Source organism: Moorena sp. SIO4A5 (assembly GCF_010672005.1).
Classification (GTDB): domain Bacteria; phylum Cyanobacteriota; class Cyanobacteriia; order Cyanobacteriales; family Coleofasciculaceae; genus Moorena.
Window position 1 is genome coordinate 1 of the sequence record NZ_JAAHHZ010000320.1, and the last position, 5,199, is coordinate 5,199.

Annotated in this window: 7 protein-coding genes; 4 read left to right on the top strand and 3 right to left on the bottom strand. The window is 44.3% G+C overall.

Annotation, left to right across the window (positions count from 1 at the left end):
• Positions 1–1,388, bottom strand: a 1,388-nt coding sequence (locus F6K57_RS36040) for a hypothetical protein (protein ID WP_293072884.1), incomplete at its 3' end; no start/stop codon positions are given.
• Positions 1,389–1,476: 88 nt separating this feature from the next.
• On the bottom strand, positions 1,477–2,226 hold the full coding sequence (locus tag F6K57_RS36045; protein ID WP_075898883.1) for a class I SAM-dependent methyltransferase: 750 nt from the start codon (positions 2,224–2,226) through the stop codon (positions 1,477–1,479).
• Positions 2,227–2,788: 562 nt separating this feature from the next.
• Here F6K57_RS36045 and F6K57_RS36050 point away from each other — a divergent pair.
• The 3 genes from F6K57_RS36050 (at position 2,789) to F6K57_RS36060 (ending at position 4,609) form a co-directional block, all read left to right on the top strand.
• Positions 2,789–2,920, top strand: coding sequence for a hypothetical protein (locus tag F6K57_RS36050; RefSeq protein WP_293055717.1), 132 nt, complete (start codon positions 2,789–2,791; stop codon positions 2,918–2,920).
• A gap of 469 nt (positions 2,921–3,389) precedes the next feature.
• Positions 3,390–3,614, top strand: a complete 225-nt coding sequence (locus F6K57_RS36055) for a hypothetical protein (RefSeq protein ID WP_070396630.1) — start codon at positions 3,390–3,392, stop codon at positions 3,612–3,614.
• 836 nt (positions 3,615–4,450) lie between these two features.
• Positions 4,451–4,609, top strand: coding sequence for a hypothetical protein (locus F6K57_RS36060; RefSeq protein WP_293053757.1), 159 nt, complete (start codon positions 4,451–4,453; stop codon positions 4,607–4,609).
• 2 nt (positions 4,610–4,611) lie between these two features.
• On the opposite strand, the gene F6K57_RS36065 is transcribed toward F6K57_RS36060, so the two are convergent.
• Positions 4,612–4,992 (bottom strand): hypothetical protein, encoded by a 381-nt coding sequence (locus F6K57_RS36065; protein WP_293072891.1) that lies wholly within the window; start codon positions 4,990–4,992, stop codon positions 4,612–4,614.
• On the opposite strand from F6K57_RS36065, the gene F6K57_RS36070 reads away from it, so the two are divergent.
• Positions 4,975–5,199: sulfatase-like hydrolase/transferase (locus F6K57_RS36070; RefSeq protein ID WP_293072894.1), on the top strand; the 225-nt coding region annotated here is incomplete at its 3' end. The genes F6K57_RS36065 and F6K57_RS36070 overlap by 18 nt on opposite strands.

A 5,199-nucleotide genomic window follows, 5' to 3' on the forward strand; every position in this document is an offset into this window, starting at 1 on the left:
TTGATATATTGTTTTACATGCTCTTCTCCTTTTTGTCTCAACGGATTCAGAACTTCTTGCTCAAACAAATCCATTGCCCGACCTTTGACTCCCCTGAGATAGAGCTTGTAAAAATACCACTGGGTTTCCTCGGGAAGCCCTACGCACTCCCAGGCAATGTACCCGTTCAGGCCGAGCAAATCTTCCCAAATAGGTACGTTTTCTTCCATTTCCAACAGATTGTTGCCAAAAGCTTGAATGGTTTTGCTCACATCCCCATAGGCGCAAAAACCGGCAAAGACGTAACAACATTTTTCACATCTGCAACACCAAGGCTTTTGTACATTGCACGAATTTGTCCCATAAGGTAGCTGGTTGTCAAGCCCAAAGAGCAGGTCAAAGATTTTGATATCATGGATGGGTTTGGTCAGGCTTACCATATTAACTCCCTCAAACATCCGTGCTATGAGCTTGGAGATTGTCTGATGAAAGGTAAAACTTTTAGTCCATTGGTGGGCGATCGCTTCCCCTGATTCCGGCTCAATCAGATTGGGTGCATCAGCGCTCTTCTCGTGTCCCAATGCCAAAAGGGAAATACCATGTACGATTTGAACCGGTATCATAGCCATTGTGGTCAGCAGCGTTTCTCCCGCTTCCGAGCGAAAGCGATTGTTCCCGAAATAATCCTTTGCCCTCGCAATGATATTCGTTCTGCTTAACCGATTTTCCAGCCACGGGTAATACTGATCATAAAAGTAAACACCGTGTTTATTTGTAAATTTTAGATGGCTCGTTACCTGCTCGAACAATGTTTCTTGGCCCACATCCTCCCCATAAATATCGTGGAAGTACGTTACAATGTCGTAGTTAATCCCGGCAGCTTCCAAAATCCGGCTGCACAACAGACTGTCTTTACCCGAGCCAGACCCTAAAATAATCTTTGCTTTACCGTCAACCTTGGCAGCGGACCACAGTGGATAACTTGCGTCTTTCCCTAGTTCTGAAGCTGTGACTACAAACTCGGGAAACTTGTAACTCAATTGTCCCACTTGATAGCGATGCTGACTCCAGTGTCCAACCATGACAACCTTGAGGAATTCCAGCAGTTCCTGATCTATGTAGCGACTGTACGTTGTAAAATTTAATCGTCTCGGAAGTAACGGACCAAATCGCACAGAGCAAATCACTGCTAGAACCACTGCAAAACGTTTAGTTTCTTCTGGCGACTTTAAGGCTGGATCGGTAAACTCGACGGAATTGTAACGGATGGAACAGCGAATATTTTCGCCCTCAATGCTATAGATAAACTCGATTGTATCTTTGCCAACCAACACCTCCTCTAAGGCAATTTCTTCTACAAAGAAGTCATTGAATTGGTCACAATCTATCCGACTCTTTTGTGCTAGCATTATTGCTCCATTTTTAGTGTTATCAAATCCCTTTAAGTCTACCGCTCGGTCGCAACCGACCGAGACTTTTGCTATTCGATAGCTAGCTTTATAGGATATTAGACCGCTTACGCCCGATGATGGCTACATACTCTAGGGGACGTCCATCGGTATAAAATCGGTGTCGGTAGGGTTGTATCTGAACCACCTCAAAAATGTTTGTATCTGTTACCCAAGGGTGCTGCTGCTGAAATCCCGTCTCAGTATCATCTTTCCAGAAATACTGAGCTACGTTGAAGGCAATCCATCCATCAGGGGCAATCTGATTATATACTACACTCAAAGCATCCGCCGGAACATGACCATTACTCAGAGCGGAGCAACAAATCAGGCAGTTAAACCCTCGACGACTTAATGCCTCCTTAGTGGTTTCGGTTAAATTAGCCAAATCCCCCACATGGTAATCCTCGTAAACCCCAGGATACTGACGTTGAGCAGCTTCTGCTGCTTGGGGAATAATGTCAATCCCCACAATTGATTTGACCCCCAAGTCAGCTAGAGTTTTGGCAACCAAGCCACTTCCTGCACCCATATCTAGCACCACCATATCTTCAACCGTGCCGCCAGCTTGGGTAAATTGTTCCACGAGTAAAGAAGTCAGCACTGTATGGGATTGGCTGTCCAATTTTTCCATCAGATGCTCGTACAAATAAGGAATTTGGTACACATCAACATAGTCGTGTAACCGGAGCTTGCGTTTCGTTCCATTTTGGATTAACCAAAAGTATTCTTCATGGATTGGTAAATTGCGAGCACTTTCGATCTCTGGTATTTGTATCTCAAAATCCACGTTCTGCATTTCTGTTTCTTCTCTTTCTAGTGTTCTTCTATTTCTAGTGTCTATAGTTGCTTAGGATTGGTTACCCAAAACTTGTTCACTTTCCCATGGAACTTGAATTCGTCGTTCTATCTTGATATAGCACGTCAGCTGGATAATTGTGAAGGGCAACATTGGTTAAGCTTTGATTAAACCCAACGGTTAGCGATCGCAATTGTATAGCTAAGACATTGCTTTCGGTGAAGATATGGATTCCCTGTAAATTGAGATGGCTGAGGGAGTCAATTGCTGTGTTCGCAAAGCGTCTGTTATTGCCTCATCTACGGCCAACTTGCTAGCGCTCGTGCCAATGGTTTGTATTGTAGCTGCTCAGATAAGATAATTCGCCTCATTGCACCTCCATTCTAGAATTGCCTTGTCATTTTAACAAGCCGTCAAAATCTTAACATACTCCTAAGAGTATGGGAAGTAAAACCCTAAAGTTTTGTTAAGACGTTGTTGAGCATTCAGGGCTGTTTCGTGCGTTTTCAGCATAGTTTTTGAGTAAAAACCCTAATCACTGCCAACGTCAAACTAGACGCTAATGCTTGACTTTGGAATCCTGAAAAGTTATGAGGGGATTGGCACACTATCTATAGTGTTAATCATAGTTATGAGGTACATTCGAGATAGTTACCCCTACTCCCTATGGAGTTTATTAATCACATCAGCATAAGCGATCGCTGCTGTTTCCCACTTGGGCAAATTAGTACTGATCTCGGCTAGTTCTCTTTCAAGCCAGCCATTACCTTCAAAGGCTGCCTCCCTAGGCTGATCAGGGTCAACGGTAATGATGGCAGAACCCCCCCAGCTTTCACACCGGCTTGATTCCTAAAAGAGACCACCAGCAAGCCACCAAATGATTGGGCTTCCGCAATCGGTAGTTGAGATTAATCCTAGGGTGGGCAGTGCCTGCTAACGGGCTTTTTCAGCTGATCTGATTTGTATTAAGCACTGCCCACCCTACATGAACTGATAACTGATAGCTGATAGCTGTTGGCGTAGCCCATAAGCTATCAATTTAGCATTCGGTTTTTTAAAATTTATTATCAAATTACCTCCCCAAAAAAAAAATTTTAAACCCTTGATCATTAAATGTATAATCATTATAATAATTACTGTAAACAAAATTGATGTTTTTAATCATGTCTACAGACTTTATTCCGAATCACGACAACAATCATGAAGATTCTAACCCAAAGAAAAAACGTATTAAGTACATTAAGGGCTCTCCTGAAGCCGTAATTAATACTATTTACAGCCTTTATGCACTGGGGTATGCAGAGGTTTCCGAGTGGAGCCCTTTGCAGCCCACGGGCATTCCAGGGCAAGTAATTAGTTTTGTAACCAAGTCTTCGACTTGGCGTTAATAGGTTAAATTTCTGGGGGGTTTCCCCCCCGGTCAAATCGGGTTTGTTCGGGTAGGATCACATCCGGATTGATTCGGAAACTGATAGACATGACATAGCGTTTGTAGCACTGAAATAGCCGTGGATAGTATTTCTACGGCTATTTTTTTTGTAAGCATATGCGCTACGGGCACGCTGGGCGAACAGTTATCAGCACTCAGCAGTCAGCTTCGGATTGGGGCTACTTATGGGCTGAAATTATTACCTAGTATTGCGCAACTTATTAGTTGAGCACTATTGAGAACTACTATCCTGCCCCCCGTCTTTAGACCGGAGAGTGTCAACATAGGCTTGTCTTAAAGTTGTCAGATTATAGTCGTGTTTTAAGATTGAGCTGTCACGAACGTTGTACTTAATCTCTTCTAAGAAGAGCAGTTCAACCACGGACGGAGCCAATTCGGGGTTTTCCATGGCAGTTTCAAACAGCCACTTGGTGTCGCGGATGAAAAAGAAGTCCAACATAGTAATTGACTAATCAGTAAGATGCACCTGTGTGATCAGCTGTGCGGGTATACACAGCTGCTAATGGTTTATCTCATATTTGTAAAAAATCAGGAAAGAATGTGCTGGATATACACAGCTACTATTGATTAGGTTCAGGTAAAGTGGTTGAAAATTTCTTTATCTCATTTAACCCGCCCTTGGATTGGGATGTTGGTTTTTGTTACTGATGGGATAGCGTAGCGTGGCCGTAGGCCAATCGCTTTTAGCGCAGCAAAGCTGATCGCAAGGGGGGGGACGGTAGCCTCATAAGGGTAGGTTTTTTACAATTAAGAAGAGTTAGGAGAGAATGAACAGTGAAAAGTCTTGAAGGAGGAAGGTTTCAGACAACCGATAGTAATGGGCAAATCATTGAGTATAGCGCTACGCGCAAGGGCAAGAGGCAAGAGGCAAGAGGCAAAAGTTTACTACAAAAGCGTTTCAGCTTGTATCAATGTCCTAACTTTAATGCGTAGTGCTATAAATGCACCAGTATTGTTAACAAACCATTAACGAAACTGGAAAGTTGACGAACAGGACGATGATTGACATTAGTTGAGGATACAGAGTTTTTTTGTGCTTCTTGTGTCTGTGTCTGAGAAATAGGCTGTTGTGAGTCCAATAATGCCTGCTCATCTTCTAGATCTTGACTCAGAGTCCATAGAAGAGCAACAGCCATGGCCAGCCATTGACGTTCTGCTCGCTCGGGATTAGCTAAGCGAGTCTTCTGCCACTGCCAACAATCACGCCTTAGGTCTCGGTAGGAACATTCAATCCAACCACGAAGACCATACCAACTCGCATCGCCCTCAGTTGGACTCAAATCAGTAATGAGTGAACCTTGGGTCTTGATAGCCATGATCCCATCGAGCAGACCCCCCAGCTTCCACACCGGCTTGAGGACAAGCTGGGTTGCTACGGTTTCGACCGGGAGACGTCACCTGAGATCGACGCTATCGCCGCCGCGGGCATGCGTTTTGACCGGGTGGTGGCACAGGCCAGCTGGACACGGCCGTCGATCGGTTCTCTTTTGACTTCCAGATACCCGCGCAGCCTCGGACTCTAT